The sequence below is a fragment of the Methylobacterium sp. Leaf102 genome (genome assembly GCF_001422425.1).
In the GTDB taxonomy this organism is placed as follows: domain Bacteria; phylum Pseudomonadota; class Alphaproteobacteria; order Rhizobiales; family Beijerinckiaceae; genus Methylobacterium.
In genome coordinates, this window is sequence record NZ_LMMX01000034.1 from 187,805 (window position 1) to 206,303 (window position 18,499).

Here is an 18,499-nt window from a genome sequence, read left to right on the forward strand (position 1 = left end):
GCTCTGAATTTGTCGCATGGACCGGATCGGCGACTGGCGCGACATCGTTCCGTGGCCGGTTCGACGAGGCTCATGATCCAGGACCCCCCGTGCGGCTGACCGCCCAGACCCTCGCCGTCCGCCGCTCCGGCCGCCGCATCTTTTCGGACGTGTCGTTCACGCTCGGCGCGGGCGAGGCCCTGATGGTCACCGGCCGCAACGGTGCGGGCAAGTCGACCCTGCTCGCCGTGCTGGCCGGTCGCCTCAAGCCCGAATCGGGGACGCTCACCGTGCACGAGGTCGGCGAGGCGACCCTGCCCGAGTGCCTGCACGTGGTCGGCCACCGCGACGGCCTGAAGAGCCCGCTGACGGCGGAAGAGAACCTCGCCTTCGCCCGCGATCTCCTGGGCGCGCCCACCGCGAGCCCGCGCGCGGCCCTGGAGGAACTCGGCCTCGGCCACGCGTTGCGGCTACCGGTGGCCTACCTGTCGGCCGGCCAGCGCCGCCGGGTGGCGCTGGCCCGCCTCCTCGTCTGCCGGCGGCCGCTGTGGCTCCTCGACGAGCCGACGGCGGCCCTCGACGTCGCCTCGCAGGCCGTGCTCGCCGGCATGATGGCGCGCCACCGGGCGACGGGCGGCCTCGTCATCGCGGCGACCCACCAGGCGCTGGGCCTGGAGGGCGCGCGCGAACTGCGCATCGAGGCGGCCAGGAGCGAGGCGGCCAGGAGCGAAGCGGCCAGGAGCGAGGCGGCGGCGACGCCGTCCGACGCTGCGACCGGAGACGTGTGGTGGTGATGCGCGCCCTGAAGGCCCTCGTCGCCCGCGACCTCGCGCTCGCCGCCCGGGTCGGCGGCTCGGGGGCGCTCTCCCTCGTGTTCTTCCTGATGATCGTCGCCGTGGTGCCGTTCGCGCTGGGGCCCGACCTCAACCTGCTGTCGCGGATCGGGCCGGCCATCCTGTGGCTGGCCGCCGTGCTCGCCACCCTCATCGGCCTCGACCGCCTGTTCCAGGCCGACGAGGAGGACGGCTCCCTCGACCTGATGACCGGCGCGCCCGTGCCCATGGAACTCGTGGTGCTCGCCAAGGTGCTGGCCCACTGGCTCACCACCGGCCTGCCCCTCGCGCTCGCCGCCCCCCTGTTCGGCCTCCTCGTGGCGCTCGACGGCACGGCCATGGCGGCCACCAGCCTGACCCTGCTCGTCGGCACCCCGGCCCTGACCTTCATCGGCGCCGTCGGCTCGGCCCTGACGGCCTCGATCCGGCGGGGCGGCCTCATCCTCGCCGTCCTGGTGCTGCCCCTGATGATCCCGACCCTGATCTTCGGCGTCTCGGCGAGCGAGGCGGCGCTCGGCGGCACGGTGCCGTTCACGACGCCGCTGGCCATCCTCGCCGCCCTCAGCCTCATCGCCGGCGTCGTCGGGACCCTGGCCTCCGCCGCAGCGCTCCGCTGGAGCGAGTGAGCGCAGCGCCGAGACAGCCGTCGCTCGTGTAACGTGGATTGGTGTGACCTTCGGCCCCGCGAACCAGGCCGGGGCAGGGCGCTTGTCCCGTGGACGGCCCCCCGGGGCCCCGAGCGACGAGAGCCCGCATGGTCGATTACCCGAAGCCCCCCTTCCCGCAGCCGCCGATTCCCTATCCGGGCCGGTCCGCCGAGATGACCCCCAAGCCGGATCACGGCGAGGAGAGCTACCGGGGGTCGGGCAAGCTCACCGGAAAGGTCGCGCTCATCACGGGGGGCGACAGCGGCATCGGCCGGGCGGTCGCCATCGCGTATGCCCGCGAAGGCGCCGACATCGCGCTCAGCTACCTCGACGAGCACGACGACGCCCGGGACACCGCCGCCTGGGTCGAGCGCGCCGGCCGCCGCGTGGTTCTGCTGCCGGGCGATGTCGCCGACCACCGCCATTGCGCGGCCCTGGTCGACAAAACCGTTTCCGAGCTCGGCCGCCTCGACATCGTAGTAAACAACGCCGCGTTCCAGAAACTCGCCGACACCCTCGAGGAGATCGAGATTGCCGATTGGGACCGGCACTACGCCGTCAACGTCCACGCGATGTTCTACATCCTCAAGGCCGCCTCGCCGCACCTCAAGGCCGGGGCGTCGATCATCAACACCGCTTCGGTGAACGCCAAGACCCCCGTGGAGCAGCAGCTCGCCTACTCGTCCACCAAAGCGGCCATCACCAACATGACCGCCAACCTCGCCCGGATCCTGGGTGCGCGCGGCATCCGCGCCAACGCGGTGCTGCCGGGGCCGATCTGGACGCCCCTGATCCCCTCGACCATGTACACCGAGCAGGTGGAAAAGTTCGGCTCGATGACCCCCGCCGGACGCCCCGGCCAGCCGGCGGAACTCGCGGGCGCCTACGTGCTCCTCGCCTCCGACGAGGGTAGCTACATGAGCGGCGCCATGATCGCCGTGACGGGCGGCATGGTCACCCTCTGAGGGTTTTCTGCGAGGCCTCTATCGCTCCGGAGCCGGTCGTGGCCGGGCGGTCCGGACATCGGGGCAGGCGGAAATCGCCCGGTGCGCCGTCCGGACGGCCGGGCCGTCCATGATCGGAGAGGCGACACGATCCCGGCACCTCGTCTAATCCCGCCTGGGAGTCGACAAGGTGTCGCGGGCCGATAGCCGGCCCTACGTCCGGTCGTCCCGCGCCATAGTTAGGAGTTCCTATCCATCGCGATGGGGGAAACCATGAAGCCAATCGTTCTCGGCACGGTCCTGACACTTGCGCTCTCGCTCGGCGCGCATGCGCAGGACATGGGTGACGCCGCGGCGGGCGAGAAGGCGTTCGCCCCCTGCAAGGCCTGCCATCAGGCCGGCAAGAACGGGGTCGGCCCCAATCTCGTCGGTGTCGTCGGCCGCGCCGCCGGAACCTACGAGGGCTACAACTACTCCGCCGCCCTCAAGGGCTCGGAGATCACCTGGGACGACGCCAATCTGCACGAGTGGCTGAAGAATCCCAAGGCCAAGGTGCCTGGAACGAAGATGGTCTTCGCCGGCTATTCCGACGACAAGAAGATCAACGACGTCGTCGCCTACCTCAAGACCCTGAAGTAGATCCCCTGCCGGCTCCACCCCCGATGGCCGGGAAGGAGCCGGCGTCTCCCCTCACGCCGGGTCGGCGTCGATCCGGATCTTCAGGATCGCGTAGGGCGGCGCCTGCCGATCGGTGCCGTTGTTGTATTCCGGCCGGCGGTTCACCTGGGCGGCCGAGATGTGGAGCCAGCGGTCGGGGGTGATCCAGAACGTGTCGGCCCAGATCAGGCGCGGGTCGGCGGCCAGGATCTCGACGGTCCCGTCGGGGCTGCGCCGGCCCACCGCGTTGAATTCCTGCAGGGCGAGGTACACCCGGTCCTTCGAATCCGTGGTCAGGCCGCCGGTCATGCCCTTCTCGCCGAGATCGTCGACCCCGGCCGCCACCCCGGCATCGGTGACCTGCGGGTCGAGCAGGGCGGCGGTGTCGACGGCGTAGAGGTGCCGGCCGATGAGGGGGGCGTAGTACAGGCGCCGCCCGTCGGGGGAGAGCGCGATGCCGTTGGCGCCGCCCTGGACCGGACGGGGCGGGGCATCGCCCTTGCGCTGGACAACGGCGCGCCCCTCGACGAACTTCGTCAGCCCCTTCTGCGACTTGGTGCTGGCGTGCCCGTGCAGGCGCCGCACCACCCGCCCGGTGGCGAGGTCGACGGCGAGGAGCGCGCCCTCCCCGTCCTGGCCCTGGTCGGTGATGTAGGCGCGGGCGTACCCGTCGCGGATGTCGATGCGCAGGTCGTTGAGGGACGAAGTCGGGGCGATGCCGGATTCCAGCGGCACCACCCGCAGGATGCGGTTGCCGACGATGTCCATCTGCACCAGCTTGGCGCCGCCCTTCACCGGCGGCCCCGAGCCGTCCGGCAGTCCGGCATCGAGGAGCCACAGGGTGTCGTCCCGGTCGAACACGCCGTTGGGGACGTGGAAGAAGCGTGTCTGCGCCTTCTCCGGATCGGGCTGGTTGGTTTCCAGATCGGGATAGGGCCGCACGGCCCCGCCGGGCAGGACCTCGCCCACGGTGTAGGGCACCTTGGCGTCGAAGCGCGGCATCATGATGAAGGCGCGGCCACCGCGCGCGATGGCGAGGCCCGTCGGCGTCGAGGGCGCATCGGCCACGAAGGCGAGTTCGAGGCCCGCGGGCGTCCGGTCCGTCGTCACGCCACCGGTTTTTGACTCGTGAGCGCCGGATTCGGATTTCGCCGTCGCACCGGAGGCGGACAGCAGAGCGGCCCCGGTGAGGCCGGCGGCGAGGAGGTCGCGTCGGGCGAGGGTCATGATGGGTCTCGGGTGTTCGAAGGGGATGAGAGCTCAGCCGTGGGCGGCGCCGCGGACCCGGAGGTCGATGGCCAGGATGGCGGGGCCGGACGCGATGAAGAGGCGGCGGCCGTCGGGGCCGCCGAAGGTGACGTTGGCGGCATCCGTGGCGGTGGCGATGCGGCCGAGGCGCCGTCCGTCCGGCGTGTAGACCCGGACGCCGTCGCCGCACGCGGCGTAGACACGCCCGTCCGCATCCACCGCGAGCCCATCGGGCACGCCCGCGTCCAGGGTGGCGAAGGTGCTCGGGGCCCCGAGCGTGCGCCCGTTCTCGACGGGGAACGCCAGGATGGCGCGGGCGCCTTCGGGGTTGAGGGAGGCGCCGGTCTCGCTGACGTAGAGGCGGCGCCCGTCCGGACTGAAGGCGAGGCCGTTGGGCTGGTCGAGGGCGTCGCTCATGCCCGTGAGCGTGCCGTCGGGGTCGATGCGATAGACCCGCCGCGCGGCCTGCGCCGGTTCGCGCACGATGCCCTCGTCCGGCATGGAGATGCCGAAGATCGGATCGGTGAACCAGAGTGCGCCGTCGGGCGCCAGCGCCACGTCGTTGGGCGAGTTCAGGGGCTGCCCCCCGTAACGGTCGGCCAGGACCGTGAGGGACCCGTCGGTTTCGGCCCGCACCACCCGCCGGCCCCGGTGCTCGCAGGTCACCAGGCGTCCCTTGGCGTCGAGGGTGTTGCCGTTGGCGTTGTCGGACGGGTCGCGGAAGGTTCTGGTCTTCCCGTCGTCGCCGATGAGCACCATCCGGTTGGACCGCACGTCGCTGAAGACCAGGCCGCCGAGGTGACGCGCGTAGCACGGCCCCTCGCACCAGCGTCCCTCGGAATACAGAGAGGTGAGGCGCGCGTCGCGATCGACCACGGCCGCGAAGTCCGGATCGTCGACGTGCAGGACCGGTGCGGCGGCCGCTTCGCGCGGCATCGCCGTCAGGGCGAAGCCGAGGGCGGCCCGGCCGAGGAAGGTACGTCGGTGCATCGTCGCCCTGGGTTCGAGGAAGCGGCGGGCGGCCCCGTGAGGCCGCCCGGTCGTCGGGGTCAGCGCGCCGGCCGGGTGGAGCCGGTGGCGTCCGGGGCGGCGGGCTTGAAGCTCCAGAGGTCCGTCGGCAAGGCCGCCGGCGCGTCGGGCTTGTAGAAGGCCGAATCCTGAATGCGCGAGGTGGTGACGTAGAGGGTTCCGTCCGGGCCCTCCGCGAAGGTGTCGGGCCAGCGCAGGCGCGCGTCCTTGATCAGGGTGGCGGTCGCGCCGCCCTTGGCGGAAAGGTCGCGTACCTTGATGGAATCGTCCTGGGGCGAGGTGATGTACATCCGCCCATTCGTCCGGGAAATGATCAGCCCGTCCGCCGGGCCGTTCTCGCCCACGGTCTCGATCTTGCCCGAGAGGCTCTTGTCGGCGAGCGCCGTCGGCATCAGGGCCGTGGTGACGCCCTCCGCCAGGGCTTCCGTCGGCAGGCTGTAGAGGGTCTTGCCCTTGATCGCCTGCCAATAGAGGGTCCGGCCGTCGGGCGAGAGGGCGATGCCGTCGGCCGCGAACTCGACGCCGCGCCCGTCCGGCCGGCGCAGGGGCTTGCCGTCGTAGGTCACGGTCACGCCCTTGTCCGCTTGCGTCGAGAGATCGCCGTCGAGGACGCGGCGGGCCTTGCCGCTGGCGAGGTCCACCACCACGAGGGCGCCCTTGGCCCCCGAATCCGTGAGGTAGGCGGTCCTGCCATCGGGCGAGAAGCGCACGTCGTTGAGATAGGAGCCCTGCGGCGCCACCGTCTCGTCGAACGCGATGGTGCGGGCCGGCTGGTTCGTCCGGAGGTCGATCTCGACGAGCTTCGCGCCGCCCGGCACCAGGGCGCCCATGGCGGGGGCAGCGGGATCGAGGACCCAGAGGTTGCCGTCCGGGCCCGCGACCACGCTTTGCACGCAGACCCAATGATCCTTGGCCGAGACCTCGTCCTTCTTCGCGTTGCGCCAGGAATTCCAGGCGGCATCGGGGAACGGCACCACCTTGCCGTCCTTCACCTCGGCGACGGACACCTCGGTGTCCTCGGTCCATCGCGGAAAATTGACGAAGATCCGGCCGTCCTTCGACACGGTGACGCCGGTGACCTGATGCTCGAAGCTCGCGACCTTCGTCAGCGCATCTCCGGCCGGCACGTTGCCGGTCGGCGTGCCCCCGGGGGCCGGTTGCGCGCGGGCGGGAGATCCGCCCAGAGCCGTACCGACGGCGAGGGCGGTCAGGAGAGAAGTAGCGGTCGTGTGTCGGGTCATTGCGATCTCACGGGGCGGAAAGGCTCGGGATTCGTGACGACAACGCACGCACCCGCGGCCAAGCTTCATCCCGGCCGAAACCTCGTCCCGTCCGCTCGTCTGGGGTGCGGCGAACGGGCGCCGGATGTCGCGTCCGTCCGGTGTCGAGGGATCGCCGAGGACGGCGACGGATCTCGCCGGGTCGGCGTTGGTAGTCGATGGTCCTTCGCCGCGAGGCCTTGCCAGAAGCCAATGACCACTTCGGCGAAGAGGCTAACGGTCCGGACCGCGACACGGGCCGACCGAGCGGATCTACTGTGCTTTCGACCTGTATGTGGGAATGGATGCGCTGCCGTCCGGCCTGATCGACTATGTTCCGCTATCATTTGATCTTATCTCAAGATAACCCGAACTCTTATTTGAGGATCATCGGATAACGTATTCGTGATCAATAATTCGCGTGGCAGGCGAGTGTCCGCGACGATCAGACATTGGAAAATGTCTTTGGCGATTGAGGGATTATTAAGCGCAACTTGCCATACGGGTCCTGCACGCGCTGGGGGTATTCCAGCCCAGAGGGAGAAACCGAGATGTTTGATTCCGGCAGTCGCGCCACGCTCGATGCGATCGATCGTTCGCAGGCGCGGATCGAGTTCGATCTGAAGGGTGCGGTGCTGGACGCGAACGGGCTGTTCCTCGACCTGCTCGAATATCCCCTCGCCGAGGTCCGGGGCCGGCATCACAGCCTGTTCGTCTCGCCCCAGGAGCGGGAGAGCCCGGCCTACGAGACGTTCTGGGCGGCCCTGCGTGCCGGTCAGTTCCAGGCGCGCGAGTTCATGCGGACCACGAAGAGCGGTCGCGAGATCTGGATCCAGGCGTCCTACAATCCGGTCCTGAACCGGGCCGGCAAGGTGGTGAAGGTGGTCAAGATCGCCACCGACATCACGGCCCAGAAGCAGCGCATCGCTTCCTACGAGGGGCAGATCGCGGCGATCAACCGCTCGCAGGCCGTGATCCACTTCACCCCCGACGGGGTGGTCACCGACGCCAACGCGAACTTCCTCGACGCCCTCGGCTACCGCCTCGACGAGATCAAGGGACGCCACCACAGCCTGTTCGTCTCCCCCGAGGAGCGCGACGGTCCGGCCTATGCCGGGTTCTGGCGCAGCCTGGCCGGGGGCGAGGCCCATTCGGGCGAATTCCGCCGGTTCGCCAAGGGCGGCCGCGAGGTCTGGATCCACGGGGCCTACAATCCGATCCTGGGGGCCGACGGCAAACCCTACGCGGTGGTGAAGTTCGCCAACGACGTCACGGCCCAGGTGAACGATCGCAACCGCCGCCGCGACGGCCAGCGCCTCATCGACAACGACCTCGCCCTCATCACCGATGCGATCTCCGGCGTGAGCCGTCAGGCGGCATCCACGGCCGAGGCCGCGGCGCAGACCTCCGGCAACGTCCAGGCCGTGGCGGCCGGGGCCGAGGAGTTTTCGTCCTCCATCGAGGAGCTGAGCCGGCACGCCGTCGAGGCCAAGGGCGCGGCCGACGAGGCCGTGGCCCGGGCGGGCGAGGCCGGGACCATCATCTCCGGGCTCACCGCCTCGGCCGAGAAGATCGGCGAGGTCGTCACGGTGATCCGCTCCATCGCCGACCAGACCAACCTGCTGGCGTTGAACGCCACCATCGAGGCGGCGCGGGCCGGCGAGGCGGGCCGGGGCTTCGCCGTCGTCGCCGCGGAGGTGAAGGCGCTGGCCAACCAGTCGTCCCGCGCCACGGAGGAGATCGGCACGCAGATCGCGGCGGTGCAGGCCTCGACGAACCGGGCCGTGCACGCCATCGAGGCCATCGGCCGGACCATCGGGCATCTCAGCGAGATCTCCCTCAGCGTCTCGTCGGCGGTGACCGAGCAGGCCGCGGTCACCCGCGACATGTCGGTGAACATGCAGAACGCGGCCCAGAGCGTCGAGCTCGTCCGCCAGACCATGGACGGCATCGCCCGGGCGGCCCACGACGTCGACGCCTCCGTCCAGGCGGTCAGCGGCGCGGCGCGCGCCCTGGCGTGACGATCCGGAGCGGCAGCCCCTCCGGGTGCGCCGCCGCTCCGCTCACCCCAGATCCTGCAGGTGGCGCGCGGCGATGAGCGAGGCCGCCGTGCGGTTCTCGACGCCGAGCTTGGCGTAGATCCCCTCGAGGTGCTTCGTCACCGTGCGCGGGCTCAGGCCCAGGATCTCGCCGATGTCGCGGCTGGCCTTGCCGCGCGACAGCCACAGCAGCACCTCCGCCTCCCGCCCGGTCACGGGCAGGCGCGCGCGCAGGCGCTCGATCCCGGCCTCCACGGGGTCGCGGGCGAGGCGCAGAAGGATCTCGTCGCCCGTGCCCCCGATGAAGCTCAGGGTGTGGGCGACGCCGTCGCGGTCCGTCAGGGTCAGGGGCGCCGAGACCGTTCCGGCGACGGAGCCCCGCAGCCAGTCCCGCCCCTGCGGCGGCAGGCCGCCCGCGCCCGGGTCGCCGAAGCCCGCGAGCAGGCGCGCCGCCTGGGGGGTCGACCACAGCACCGCCCCCTGCCCGTCCACCGCGAACAGGGTGCGGCCGGTGGTGTCGAGGGCCGCGCGCGCGCTCTGGGCCGCCCGGGCGCCCGCGAGGTGCACCCGGATGCGCGCCAGGATCTCGTCCGGCGCGATGGGCTTCGTCACGTAGTCGACGCCCCCCGCCTCCAGGCCCTTCACGATGTGCTCGGTCTCCGACAGGCCGGTCATGAAGATCACCGGCACATGGGCGAGGTGGCCCTTGGCCTTGAGGTGGCGGCAGGTCTCGAATCCGTCCATGCCGGGCATCACCGCGTCGAGAAGGATGATGTCGGGGGTGATCTCGTCGACCAGCGCCAGGGCGAGGTCGCCCGCCACCGCCACGAGCACCGTGGCGCCCGAGCGCTCGATGGCGTCGGTGAGGAAGCTCAGGGTGTCGGGGGAATCGTCGACCACCAGGACGATGTCGCGCTGGGGCTCACGCATGGCCTGCGGGCTCCGGCTCGGCCGCCGTCGCGGGCGTGTCTTCGTTCACTGACCCGTGCTGGGGCGCGGGCGCTTCCTGAGCAGCGGGCGTGTCCTGAGCCGCAGGCGCTTCCTGGGCCGCGGGCGTGTCCTGGGCCGCGGGCGCTTGCCGCAGTGCTTCGAGCACGCTCATGACGCGGCGCAGATCGTAGGCCGCCACGAGGCCGCGCATCCGCGCCAGGAACGCGGACGGCGGATCGGGCTCCTCCGCCATCCGCGCGAGCTTGGCCTCCAGGCCGCGGACGTGGCCGATCCGGGCGAGGCGCAGGAGATCCGCCACGGCGTCCGGCCGGGGCGGCGGGCCCGCTTCGTCCGCGGCGGCGGGCGGCATGTCGGACGCGGGCGACGGGTCCGGCGCGCTCCAGGCGAGGCCGAGCAGACCGGTGACGATCTCCAGAAAATCGCGCAGGTCGAATGGCTTGGCGATGATGGCGTCGTGGGGCGCGTCGTGCCCGCGCGACGGGCTGATCTCGTGGACGTTGGCCGACATCATGGCGATCCGGGCGGTCTGGCCGGCCTCACGCAAGGCCCTGCCCAGGACCCAGCCGGTCATGCCCGGCATGGCGATGTCGAGGAGGAACAGATCGGGCGGATGCCGGGCGGCGAGGTCGAGGCAGGCGGGGCCGTCGGCGGCCTCGATCACGATGAGCCCGAGGGGTTCGAGGATGTCGCGCATGAGGCCGCGATGGGCGGCGTCGTCGTCGGCGACCAGGATGGTGCGGCGCGCACCCGTGTAGGTCCGCGGCACCGCGGACGCCTGGGCCGCCAGCCGCACGGGTTTCGGCCGCGCCACGGAGGCGAGCATGAGGCGCAGGCGAAAGCAGGTGCCCTGCCCCACCGTGCTCTCCACGGTGATCTCCCCGCCCATGATCTGGGCCAGCAGGTGCGCGATGGTGAGCCCGAGGCCGGTGCCCGGGGTGGTCAGTGCCGCCGCCATGGAGCCACGCTCGAACGGCTCGAACACCCGCTGCAGATCGTCGGCCGGAATGCCGAGGCCGGTGTCGCGAATCGTGAACACCGCGATCTGGCTGCGATAGGCGAGGTCGAGGGCGATGTGTCCCTTCGGCGTGAACTTCACGGCGTTCGACAGGAGGTTGAGCAGGATCTGGCGCAGGCGCTTCTCGTCGGTGGCCACCACCACCGGCAGGGTGTCCGGCCGGGTGAAGCGGAACTCGAGGCCGGCGCCCTCGGCCTGCAGGCGGATCATGTCGCCGATCTGATCGAGGAAATCCGAGAGCCTGATTTCATCGCGATGAATCTGCAGGCGACCCGCCTCCATGCGGGAGATGTCGAGGAGCCCGTCGATGAGCCCCGACAGGTGTTGGGCCGAGCGCCGGATCACCCGGATGCCGTTCTGGCGCGGCGCCGGGATGGAAGGATCGCCCTCCAGCAATTGCGCGTAGCCCAGCACCGCGTTCAGCGGCGTGCGCAGTTCGTGGCTGATGCCGACCACGTAGCGGCTTTTCGCGAGGTTCGCCGCCTCGGCCGCCTCCTTGGCCTGCTGGAGCTTCAGGTCGGTGATCTTATGGGCGGCGATCTCGGCCTGGTAGAGCCCGGTCTGGCGGGCGGTCTCCTCCAGGGCGACGTGGCGGCTCTCCTGGGCGAGCACGAACAGCCACGCGACGATGCCGAGGATCACGATGAGGATGAGGAACACGGAGGTGAGCGCAGCGGCCAGCATGTCCCGGTGCTCGGGGTGCTCCGAGACCGCGCCCGCATGGACGATGCCGAGGATCAGCGCTACGGCGCTGACCAGTGTGAGCATCAGGGCGAGGTAGCGCCCGAGCGGTGCGCCGATCCAGATCGCCGTGCGGGCCGGCAGGACGCGTGCGAGGACGCCCTGCGCCTGGGCATCGAGGCGACCGTGCGGCTTGCACAGGTCGCCGCAGCGGGCATCGAGGGAGCAGCACAGGGAGCAGATCGCCCCGCCATAGGCCGGGCACTCGGCCATGTCCTCGGGCTCGAACGGATGCTCGCACACCCGGCAGGTGATGGCGGCCGCGCCGTTCCAGTCGGTTTTCGGGGTTCGCGCGAGGTAGTAGCGCCCGCCCGTGCCCCACGCGATGGCGGGGGCGGCGGCGAAGGCGACGACGAGGGCCAGCATCGGGCCGAACGGCGTGAGCGTGACGCCGAGCCAGCCGAGATGCGCGGCGAAGCCAGCGCCCATGGACAGGGCCATGGCACCCGTGCCGACGGGGTTGATGGCGTAGAGGTGCGCCCGCTTGAACTCGATGCCGGGGGGCGACAGGCCCAGCGGCTTGTTCACCGCGAGATCGGCGCTGAGCGCCCCGACCCAGGCCGAGACCACCACCGCGTAGAGGCTGAGGGTGCTGGCCAGGGTCTTGTCGATGCCGAGTTCCATGAGCAGGAGCGCGATGGCGACGTTGAACACCAGCCAGACCACGCGCCCCGGATGGCTGTGGGTGAGGCGGGAGAAGAAGTTCGACCACGCGATGGAGCCCGCATAGGCGTTGGTGACGTTGATCTTGATCTGCGAGACCACGACGAACACGGTCATCAGGGCGATGGCCCAGGGGCCCGGCGCGACCACGTAGCCGAAGGCGATCGTGTACATCTGCGTCGGTTCCGCCGCCCGGTCGGCCGGCACACCGTGGCGCAGGGCCAGGATGGCGAGGAACGAGCCGAGCAGGATCTTGAGGAAGCCCGGGACGATCCAGCCCGCCCCCGCACCGAGCACGGCGGCCCACCAGCGGCGCTCCCCGCCGGGTTCCATCGCGGGGACGAATCGCAAAAAGTCGACCTGCTCGCCGACCTGCGCGAGCAGCGCCAGCAGGATGCCGGTGGCGAGGCCGAATCGGGCGAGATCGAACCCGCCGGCACCGGTTTCCCCGGCATGGCCGAGCCACTCGCCCACGGGCGCCCCGCCCTGCCAGACGATGCAGGCGAGCGGGAGCAGGTTGAGGACGATCCACAGGGGCTGGGTCCAGATCTGGAACCGGCTGATGAGCGTGATGCCGTAGATCACCAGCGGAATCACCGCCACCGCGCTGACGAGGTAGCCGAGCGCCAGGGGCAGGCCGAAGCACAGTTGCAGGGCCATCGCCATGATCGCCGCCTCGATGGCGAAGAACAGGAACGTGAAGCTCGCATAGACCAGCGAGGTCACCGTCGAGCCGATATAGCCGAAGCCCGCGCCCCGGGTGAGGAGGTCGATGTCCACGCCGTAGCGGGCCGCGTAGGCGCAGATCGGCACGGCGGTGGCGAAGATGATGAGCACCACCACCACGAGGGCCGCGAGGGTGTTGGTGAAGCCCAGGGCGAGCACCAGGGTGCCGCCGATGGCCTCCAGCGCCAGGAACGACACGGAGCCGAGCGCCGTCTGCGCCACCCGCAGGCCCGACCAGCGCCGCGCCGCCTTGGCGGTGAAGCGCAGGGCGTAGTCCTCCAGCGTCTCGTCGGCGACGAAGCGGTTGTAGTCGCGCCGGATCGGCAGGATGCGCTGGTGCTGGGGCATGGGTCGGCACGAGGGTAGCACGCGCGGACCCTGTTCCCGAGGCGGGGTGAGCCGCATCGCTTGGTTTCGATTCGCGCATGCGTTCGATGCGCGAAAAGGCCGTCACGATGGGCCTCCGCGCGGGCCCGCTCCATACGCAAGACTGCGTATCGACCGCACCGCACCATGCGGCCTAGCCTTTGCGTATCGATCCACGGCCCTTTCGACGGGCCGGGCGACGACGATCAAGGATTTTGGGCACGATGGCAGAGAGCAAGGGCAACGGCCTGCAATCGGCGCTGCGGCGCAGGCTTCTCATGGGTCTCGCCGGCGTGCCGGCCATCGCGCTGATGCCCCGGATGGCGTTCGCGGCGGGCCCGGCGACGGCCACCGTGAACACCACCGGCCTCGCGGTGACCGACACCGAGGTCACGGTCGGCATCCTGCATTCCGCCACCGGCACCATGGCGATCTCCGAGACCGGCTCGATCCAGGCCGAGAAGCTCGCCATCGCGCAGATCAACGAGGCCGGCGGCGTGCTCGGCCGCAAGATCAAGATCATCCAGGAGGACGGCGCCTCCGACTGGCCGACCTTCGCGGAGAAGGCGAAGAAACTGCTGGTCAACGACCATTGCGCCGCCGTGATGGGCTGCTGGACCTCGGCCTCGCGCAAGGCGGCGCTGCCGGTGTTCGAGCAGTACAACGGCCTGCTGTACTACCCGACCTTCTACGAGGGCCTGGAGCAGTCGAAGAACGTCATCTACACCGGCCAGGAGGCCACGCAGCAGATCCTCGAATCGCTGAACTGGGTCGCCAAGGAGAAGGGCGCCAAGACGTACTTCTTCATCGGCTCCGATTATATCTGGCCCCGCACCTCGAACAAGATCGCCCGCAAGCACATCGAGAACGTGTTGAAGACCAAGGTCGTGGGTGAGGAATATTTTCCGCTCGGCCACACGCAGTTCAACTCGGTGATCAACAAGCTGAAGCTCACCAAGCCCGACGTGATCTTCACCGACGTCGTCGGCGGCTCGAACGTGGCGTTCTACAAGCAGCTCAAGGCGGCCGGCATCGACCTGTCGAAGCAGACCCTGCTGACCATCTCGGTGACCGAGGACGAGATCGACGGCATCGGTGGCGACAACATCGCCGGGGCCTATTCCTGCATGAAGTACTTCCAGTCGCTCAAGAACCCCAACAACGAGAAGTTCGTCGCCGCTTTCCACAAGATGTGGGGCGAGAAGACCGTCATCGGCGACGTGACCCAGGCCGCCTATCTCGGACCGTTCCTGTGGAAGATGGCGGTGGAGAAGGCCGGATCCTTCGACGTCGACAAGGTGGCGGCCGCCTCCGCCGACATCGAGTTCAAGGAAGCTCCCGAGGGCTACGTCAAGATCCACCCCAACCATCACCTCTGGTCCAAGACCCGCGTCGCCAAGGCGCTGCCGAACGGCCAGTTCGAGGTGGTCTACGAGAGCAAGGACCTCATCGAGCCGAACCCCTTCCCCAAGGGCTACCAGTAGGACCGCTCTCCGCGCCCGCTGGATCAGGTCCAGTGGGCGCGGGTCCCCTCTCCTTCCAGGAGAGGGAGCGCGTCGCGCCTCTTTCGAGATGACCGCGCCCGCAGCCTCCCACGGCCCAATGCTTGCAACGCGATGGCCGAATCCTTCGGAAGGTCGAAAAGAATGCTCGGCGACTATTCCCTCACGGACCTCAGCTCGATCTTCGTGATGCAGGGCTTCGCCGGGCTGATCCTGTTCTCGGTCTACACCCTGATGGCGCTGGGCCTGGCGATCATCTTCGGCCAGATGGGGGTGATCAACATGGCGCACGGGGAGTTCATGATCCTCGGCGCCTACATGACCTACCTGTGCTCCGGGTTCTTCCAGACCCACCTGCCGGCCCTGTTCCCGGCGTACTTCTTCGTCGCCATGGCGCTGGCCTTCGTGGCGTCGGGAGCCCTCGGGATGCTGGTGGAATGGGCGCTGATCCGCCACCTCTACAAGCGCCCGCTGGACACCCTGCTCGCCACCTGGGGCCTGTCGCTCATCCTGCAGCAGGCCTACCGGACGATCTTCGGACCGCGCGAGGTCGGCGTCGAGTTGCCAAGCTGGCTCATCGGCTCGGTGCAGGTCACCGACACCATCGAGATCCCCATCAACGGCATGTTCGTGATGGCGATCACCCTGCTCATCACCGCCGGCGTCGCGCTCCTCATGTACCGCTCGCGCTTCGGCGCCCAGGTCCGCGCCGTAGTGCAGAACCGGCCCATGGCGGGCGCGGTCGGCATCGACACCGAGAAGGTCGACCGCCTGACCTTCGGCCTCGGCTGCGGCATTGCCGGCATTGCCGGGTCGGCCTTCACCATGGTGGGCTCGACGGGGCCGACCTCGGGCCAGCTCTACATCGTCGACACCTTCCTCATCGTGGTCTTCGGCGGCGCCGCTTCGCTGCTCGGTACCATCGCGTCGGCCTTCTCGATCTCGCAGACCCAGTCGACCCTCGAATTCTTCCTGTCCGGCTCCACCGCCAAGGTGATCACGCTGCTGGCCGTCGTCGGCATCCTGATGCTGCGGCCGCAGGGTCTGTTCACCCTCAAGGTCCGGCGCTGAGGAGCTTCCTGTGATGACCAGCCCGAAATCCACGTCGACCGTCCACGACAACCCGTTCATGAAGCCCATGGAGTGGATCAGCCTCGCGCTGCTGGCCGCCGTGATCTTCCTCGTGCTGCCGATGCTCCTCGACGCCTTCCGGCTCAACCTGGTGGGCAAGTACCTCACCTACTCGTTCGTGGCGCTGGGCCTCGTCATCTGCTGGGGCTTCGGCGGCATCCTCTCCCTCGGCCAGGGGGTGTTCTTCGGCCTCGGCGGCTACCTCATGGCCATGTACCTGAAGCTCGAAGCGTCGAGCGTCGAGAACACGAAGATCCAGTCGACGCCGGGCATCCCCGACTTCATGGACTGGAACCAGATCACCGAGCTGCCGTGGTTCTGGAAGCCGTTCACCAGCCTGCCCTTCACGATCCTCGCCGTGATCGTGGTTCCGGCGTTCTTCGCCTTCGTCATCGGCTCGGCCATGTTCCGCCGGCGCGTCGGCGGCACCTACTTCGCCATCATCACCCAGGCCATCGCCGCCATCCTGACGATCCTCATCGTCGGCCAGCAGGGCTACACCGGCGGCATCAACGGCATCACCGACCTGCGCACCCTGAACGGCTGGGACATCCGCACGGACCGCGCCCACAACATCCTCTACTTCGTCAACGGCGGGCTGCTCGTCGCCTGCATCCTGTTCGCCAAATACGTGAAGCGCTCGAAGCTCGGGCGAATCCTCGTCGCCATGCGCGACAAGGAGGACCGGGTCCGCTTCTCCGGCTACCCGGTGGCGAGCTTCAAGACCTTCGCGTTCTGCCTCGCCGCCGTGTTCGCCGCCATCGGGGGCGCGATGTTCACCCTGCAGGTCGGGTTCATGTCGCCGTCCTTCGTGGGCATCGTGCCGTCCATCGAGATGGTGATCTACGCGGCCGTGGGCGGGCGCCTGTCCCTGTTCGGCGCCGTCTGGGGCACGCTCCTGGTCAACTGGGCCAAGACCACCTTCTCGGAGAGCTTTCCCGAACTCTGGCTGTTCGGCCTCGGCGGCCTGTTCATCCTCGTGGTCCTCGCCTTCCCGAACGGTCTCGCGGGGATCTACCGCACCTATGTCGAGCCCCGCCTGACCCGGCGCGTGAAGGCCCTGGAGCCCGCCCCCGCCGTCGCCCTCCCCCACGCGGCCGAGTAGGATTTTTCGGAATGAACGCCGCGCTGCTCCCCTCGCACATCATCGGTGCCGCCCCGGCGGAGAAGAACTTCCTCCTGGCGGTGGAGGGCCTGACCGTCTCCTTCGACGGGTTCAAGGCGGTCAACGACGTGTCGTTCTACGTCGACCCCAACGAGATCCGGGTGATCATCGGCCCCAACGGCGCCGGCAAGACCACGGTGCTCGACCTCATCTGCGGCCGCACCAGGGCCAGTTCCGGCTCGATCAAGTACAAAGGCACGGAGCTCACCAAACTCTCCGAGAGCGCCATCGTGCAGGCCGGGGTCGGCCGGAAGTTCCAGACGCCGTCGATCTACGACGACCTGACCGTGTTCGAGAACCTCGAGATCTCTTATCCCCGCGGCCGCTCGGTGTTCGGGGCGCTCACCTTCAAGCGCGACGCCGAGGTCCGCGACCGCATCGAGGAGGTCGCCGGCATGATCTTCCTCAAGGACCAGCTGTTGGAGCGGGCCGAGTTCCTCAGCCACGGCCAGAAGCAATGGCTCGAGATCGGCATGCTGCTGATCCAGGACCCCGAACTTCTCATGCTGGACGAGCCCGTCGCCGGCATGAGCGTCGGCGAGCGCATCAAGACCGCAGAACTCCTGAACCAGATCATCGTCGGCCGCTCGGTACTCGTCATCGAGCACGACATGAAGTTCGTCGAGGACATCGCCCACCGGGTCACCGTTCTGCACCAGGGCAAGGTCCTGTCGGAGGGCTCGATGGACCGGGTCAAGAACGACCCCAAGGTCATCGAAGTCTATCTCGGCCACTGAGAGGGAACGGGTTCATGCTCCAGACCACGCCCGGCCCCTCCCCCGCGCCCTCTATCCAAGCGGGCGTCCAGCCGATGCTGGCGATCGGCGATCTCCACGCCGCCTACGGCCAGAGCGAGGTGCTGCACGGCCTCGACATCCGGGTGGCGCCCGGCGAGATCGTCGCCGTGATGGGCCGCAACGGCATGGGCAAGACCACGCTCATGAAGACCCTGATGGGGATCGTGCCGGTCAAATCCGGCTCGATCCGGGTCGACGGCACGGAGGTCGGCGCCCTCAAGAGCCACCAGCGCGTCGCCAAGGGCCTCGCCTACGTGCCGCAGGGCCGCATGATCTTCTCCGCCATGACCGTGCAGGAGAACATCGAGACGGGCCTGACGGTGACGAACGAGCGCCGGGTGCCTGGCGAACTCTACGAGATGTTTCCGGTGCTCCTCGAGATGAAGGGCCGGCGCGGCGGCAACCTGTCCGGCGGCCAGCAGCAGCAGCTCGCCATCGCGCGCGCATTGGCCAGTCGCCCCAAGGTCCTGCTGCTGGACGAGCCGACGGAAGGCATCCAGCCTTCCATCATCCGCGAGATGGGCCGGACGCTGAAGAAGATCCGCGACGCGCGCGGCCTCTCCATCGTGGTCTCCGAGCAGGTGCTGAGCTTCGCCCTCGATGTCGCCGACCGGGTCCTGGTCATCGAGAACGGCCACATCGTCCACGAGTCCCTGCGCGCCGACATCGACGAGGCCCAGGTCGCCCGCTTCCTCTCGGTCTGAGTGTTTCGGGGCCCCACCGGGCCCTCCGACTCCAAAATCACCTCTTGCGCGGCGCCGGATGACCGGCGCGCGCGAACGGGGACGCATGTCCTCACGTCCAGGG

The 18,499-nt window shown here is 69.3% G+C and carries 15 protein-coding genes; 10 read left to right on the top strand and 5 right to left on the bottom strand.

The features are described 5' to 3' along the window. Positions 1 to 89: 89 nt before the first annotated feature. From ccmA to ASF27_RS15460, 4 genes are all read left to right on the top strand, one after another. Positions 90 to 773, top strand: coding sequence for a heme ABC exporter ATP-binding protein CcmA (ccmA, locus tag ASF27_RS15445; protein ID WP_056361438.1), 684 nt, complete (start codon positions 90 to 92; stop codon positions 771 to 773). Continuing rightward, positions 773 to 1,438, top strand: a complete 666-nt coding sequence (ccmB, locus tag ASF27_RS15450; protein ID WP_200918861.1) for a heme exporter protein CcmB — start codon at positions 773 to 775, stop codon at positions 1,436 to 1,438. The genes ccmA and ccmB overlap by 1 nt, the downstream gene beginning before the upstream one ends. A 128-nt stretch (positions 1,439 to 1,566) precedes the next feature. Then, on the top strand, positions 1,567 to 2,424 hold the full coding sequence (locus ASF27_RS15455; protein WP_056261514.1) for an SDR family oxidoreductase: 858 nt from the start codon (positions 1,567 to 1,569) through the stop codon (positions 2,422 to 2,424). 252 nt (positions 2,425 to 2,676) lie between these two features. Beyond that, positions 2,677 to 3,042 carry a cytochrome c family protein gene (locus ASF27_RS15460; RefSeq protein WP_056361441.1) on the top strand — a complete coding sequence of 122 codons (366 nt, stop codon included), beginning with the start codon at positions 2,677 to 2,679 and terminating at the stop codon, positions 3,040 to 3,042. A 51-nt stretch (positions 3,043 to 3,093) separates the two neighbouring features. On the opposite strand, the gene ASF27_RS15465 is transcribed toward ASF27_RS15460, so the two are convergent. From ASF27_RS15465 to ASF27_RS15475, 3 genes are read right to left on the bottom strand one after another with little or no spacing between them, the layout of a single operon-like run. Continuing rightward, complete coding sequence (locus tag ASF27_RS15465; RefSeq protein ID WP_056361444.1) at positions 3,094 to 4,287, bottom strand: L-dopachrome tautomerase-related protein; 1,194 nt, start codon at positions 4,285 to 4,287, stop codon at positions 3,094 to 3,096. A gap of 33 nt (positions 4,288 to 4,320) precedes the next feature. Beyond that, positions 4,321 to 5,298 carry an SMP-30/gluconolactonase/LRE family protein gene (locus ASF27_RS15470; RefSeq protein ID WP_056361446.1) on the bottom strand — a complete coding sequence of 326 codons (978 nt, stop codon included), beginning with the start codon at positions 5,296 to 5,298 and terminating at the stop codon, positions 4,321 to 4,323. 59 nt (positions 5,299 to 5,357) lie between these two features. Beyond that, a complete protein-coding gene (locus tag ASF27_RS15475; RefSeq protein ID WP_056361452.1) occupies positions 5,358 to 6,578 on the bottom strand; it encodes an L-dopachrome tautomerase-related protein in 1,221 nt (406 codons plus the stop codon). 569 nt (positions 6,579 to 7,147) lie between these two features. Between ASF27_RS15475 and ASF27_RS15480 the strand changes: the two genes are divergently transcribed. Continuing rightward, positions 7,148 to 8,617, top strand: a complete 1,470-nt coding sequence (locus ASF27_RS15480; protein WP_056261525.1) for a PAS domain-containing methyl-accepting chemotaxis protein — start codon at positions 7,148 to 7,150, stop codon at positions 8,615 to 8,617. Between the two features lie 42 nt (positions 8,618 to 8,659). Here ASF27_RS15480 and ASF27_RS15485 read toward each other — a convergent pair whose 3' ends face one another. Next, the gene (locus ASF27_RS15485) at positions 8,660 to 9,565 is read right to left on the bottom strand and encodes a DNA-binding response regulator (RefSeq protein ID WP_056175345.1); all 906 of its coding nucleotides are present in this window, start codon (positions 9,563 to 9,565) and stop codon (positions 8,660 to 8,662) included. Next, positions 9,558 to 13,079, bottom strand: a complete 3,522-nt coding sequence (locus ASF27_RS15490) for an ATP-binding protein (protein WP_082479207.1) — start codon at positions 13,077 to 13,079, stop codon at positions 9,558 to 9,560. The genes ASF27_RS15485 and ASF27_RS15490 overlap by 8 nt, the downstream gene beginning before the upstream one ends. Before the next feature lie 242 nt (positions 13,080 to 13,321). On the opposite strand from ASF27_RS15490, the gene urtA reads away from it, so the two are divergent. The 5 genes from urtA to urtE all read left to right on the top strand — a co-directional run bounded on the left by urtA (position 13,322) and on the right by urtE (position 18,396). Continuing rightward, complete coding sequence (gene urtA / locus ASF27_RS15495; protein ID WP_056175348.1) at positions 13,322 to 14,581, top strand: urea ABC transporter substrate-binding protein; 1,260 nt, start codon at positions 13,322 to 13,324, stop codon at positions 14,579 to 14,581. 162 nt (positions 14,582 to 14,743) lie between these two features. Then, a complete protein-coding gene (urtB, locus tag ASF27_RS15500) occupies positions 14,744 to 15,670 on the top strand; it encodes an urea ABC transporter permease subunit UrtB (protein ID WP_056361455.1) in 927 nt (308 codons plus the stop codon). A 13-nt stretch (positions 15,671 to 15,683) separates the two neighbouring features. After that, complete coding sequence (urtC, locus tag ASF27_RS15505) at positions 15,684 to 16,835, top strand: urea ABC transporter permease subunit UrtC (protein WP_056361457.1); 1,152 nt, start codon at positions 15,684 to 15,686, stop codon at positions 16,833 to 16,835. Positions 16,836 to 16,846: 11 nt separating this feature from the next. Further along, positions 16,847 to 17,632: an urea ABC transporter ATP-binding protein UrtD gene (gene urtD, locus ASF27_RS15510; RefSeq protein WP_056175359.1), complete on the top strand. Its 786-nt coding sequence runs from the start codon at positions 16,847 to 16,849 to the stop codon at positions 17,630 to 17,632. A gap of 74 nt (positions 17,633 to 17,706) precedes the next feature. Further along, positions 17,707 to 18,396 carry an urea ABC transporter ATP-binding subunit UrtE gene (urtE, locus tag ASF27_RS15515; RefSeq protein ID WP_056361639.1) on the top strand — a complete coding sequence of 230 codons (690 nt, stop codon included), beginning with the start codon at positions 17,707 to 17,709 and terminating at the stop codon, positions 18,394 to 18,396. The last annotated feature ends 103 nt before the right edge of the window (positions 18,397 to 18,499 follow it).